The 2,121-nt window shown below is 33.1% G+C and carries 3 protein-coding genes; 2 read left to right on the forward strand and 1 reads right to left on the reverse strand.

Features of this window, described 5'->3' with window-relative positions; genetic code table 11:
• The first annotated feature begins 2 nt into the window (after window positions 1-2).
• Together WBF61_RS09735 and WBF61_RS09740 are read left to right on the forward strand one after the other, a co-directional pair.
• Window positions 3-398: a DUF948 domain-containing protein gene (locus tag WBF61_RS09735; RefSeq protein WP_424256063.1), complete on the forward strand. Its 396-nt coding sequence runs from the start codon at window positions 3-5 to the stop codon at window positions 396-398.
• Between the two features lie 69 nt (window positions 399-467).
• Entirely contained in the window at window positions 468-1,112 is a 645-nt protein-coding gene (locus tag WBF61_RS09740; protein WP_424256065.1) for a YtxH domain-containing protein, read from the forward strand.
• Window positions 1,113-1,184: 72 nt separating this feature from the next.
• Here WBF61_RS09740 and WBF61_RS09745 read toward each other — a convergent pair.
• Window positions 1,185-2,121, reverse strand: a 937-nt coding sequence (locus WBF61_RS09745) for a M24 family metallopeptidase (RefSeq protein WP_424256067.1), incomplete at its 5' end; no start/stop codon positions are given.

Below are 2,121 nucleotides of genomic sequence, written 5' to 3' on the forward strand. Positions count from 1 at the left end.
TGATAGCTGCAATAGCATTTGCGGCATTAGTCGTTTTTTTAATTGTGGTATTATTAAAAGTTTCAAAAGTAATCGAAGAAGTATCTAAGACTGTAAAAGAAGCAAATACCAGTATAGAAGTAATAACGAAAGATGCTGATAGCTTGTTAATTGAAGTTGAAGGTCTATTAAACAAAACGAACACAACGCTAGATGATGTTAACGGAAAATTAAGCAAGACAGATCCTGTATTCCAGGCAATTGGTGATTTAGGAGTATCAGTGTCTAGTTTAAATTCATCCACACGTAATTTAGCTGGTCATGTTTCAGGTACAACTAAAAAGACAGTCAAAGCAGGGATGGTAACAAAAGTTGGTAAGACCGCTTTAAATTTAAACAGAAAAAGAAAATCGAATTAACTAATTTTTACGATAAAGAACTGCTTTAATAGAAAAAAATAAGTTAACTTGAAAAGGAGAAAATAAATTATGGCTAAAAAGAATGGTTTTTTATTAGGAACACTAATTGGAGCAGCAACAGCTAGTATAGCAGCATTATTATTTGCACCAAAATCTGGAAAAGAATTGCGTGAAGATTTATCTAAACAAGCTTTAGATGCTAAGAACACAGCAAAAGATTATACTGATATTGCAAGAGAAAAAGGAACAGATATTAAGAATGTTGCTAAAGATGCAACAGAAGATATTAAAATTAGTTTAAAAGACACAGCCTCTCAAATGAAAGAACAATTGTCTCAAACTTCAAAAGAAGTAGGAGCAGATTTGAAAGATATTCGTGAAGATTTAATGGTAAGTGCTGATAAAGTTAAAGCTGATTTGACAGCAACTGCTTTAGACACAAAAGAGAAAGTTGCTTCAACACTTGATGATGCTAAAGGAAATGTAAAAGATACTACAGATGATTTAGCGGATATAGCTAAGGATGCAAAAAATGATGTACAAGGTACGGCTGAAGAAGCAACGGAAGATGTAAAAGTAACCGCCGATGAAGCAAAAACAGAAGTTGATTTAAATACTGGAATGAAATTAGATTCAGATTCATTAAAAAAAGAAATTGAGCGAAACACAATGGATTTTAGCTCAAATGAAACAACTAATTTTGATAAAAAATAATCATTCGTTAGTTAATAACTAAAAAGCTAAAAGACGCTACTCCTATTTTTAAATAGGGAGTAGCGTCTTTTTTTAAATAATTGATTTAAAAGAAGTAGAAGTTTTTGTAAAAAGTTCGCATCCGTCTTCAGTTACATATAAGCAATCTTCTATTCTAACACCCGCAACACCGGGTACGTAGATTCCGGGCTCTATTGAAAAACACATACCTTCTTTTATAATCAACTCACTGTCTTTCATAATTGAAGGAAACTCATGAACACTACTACCTAATCCATGCCCTAATCGGTGAGTGAAATAGTCACCATATCCTTCTTTTGTAATAATATCTCGTGCAATTTTATCTAACTGACCAGCAGTTACGCCAGGTCGTACTGCTTCAATGGCAGCAGTGTGAGCTTTAAGAACAATAGAATATATTTTTTCTGCTTCAATAGAAGGAGTGCCAAAAATGGCAACTCTTGTAACATCGCTAGTGTATCCGTCAAAGACTACACCTAAATCAAAGAGTACCATATCGTTTTCTTCAATTTTTCTCTGCCCTGGTACTCCATGAGGACTAGCAGCGTGATCGCCGGCTAAGACCATTGTTTCAAAACTCATTTCCTTAATACCTTGTTTTTTTAGTTGAAATTCTATCTCTGCTACAATTTCTTCCTCTGTAACACCTACTTTTATACTATTAAATCCAATTTCTAGAGCTTTATCTGCCCATTTTCCAGCTTCAATCATTCGTCTTAGTTCATCGGAATCTTTAGTGACTTTCATTTCTTGTATTATTTCTGAGACATTTGAAAATGTTGAATGGTTGAAAAAATGATTAAGTAATTCGAATCGTTCTACAGTTAAGGACGATTTTTCTATTGCAATATTTTTTATATTAGAAGTAGTACTATTTATTTTCTCGGATAGAATAGACCAAGGGTTCTCATTGTCTAAATAGCCATAAACAGAAAAGGGCCAATTACTAGCTTTTGCATCCTCTGCTTCTAAAGAAGGGGTAAATAAA

This window comes from Carnobacterium sp. (genome assembly GCF_049673005.1).
GTDB lineage: Bacteria > Bacillota > Bacilli > Lactobacillales > Carnobacteriaceae > Carnobacterium_A.

Coding starts and splice junctions, on each gene's coding strand:
- WBF61_RS09740 (WP_424256065.1), top strand. CDS start 468: ATGGCTAAAAAGAATGGTTTTTTATTAGGAACACTAATTGGAGCAGCA.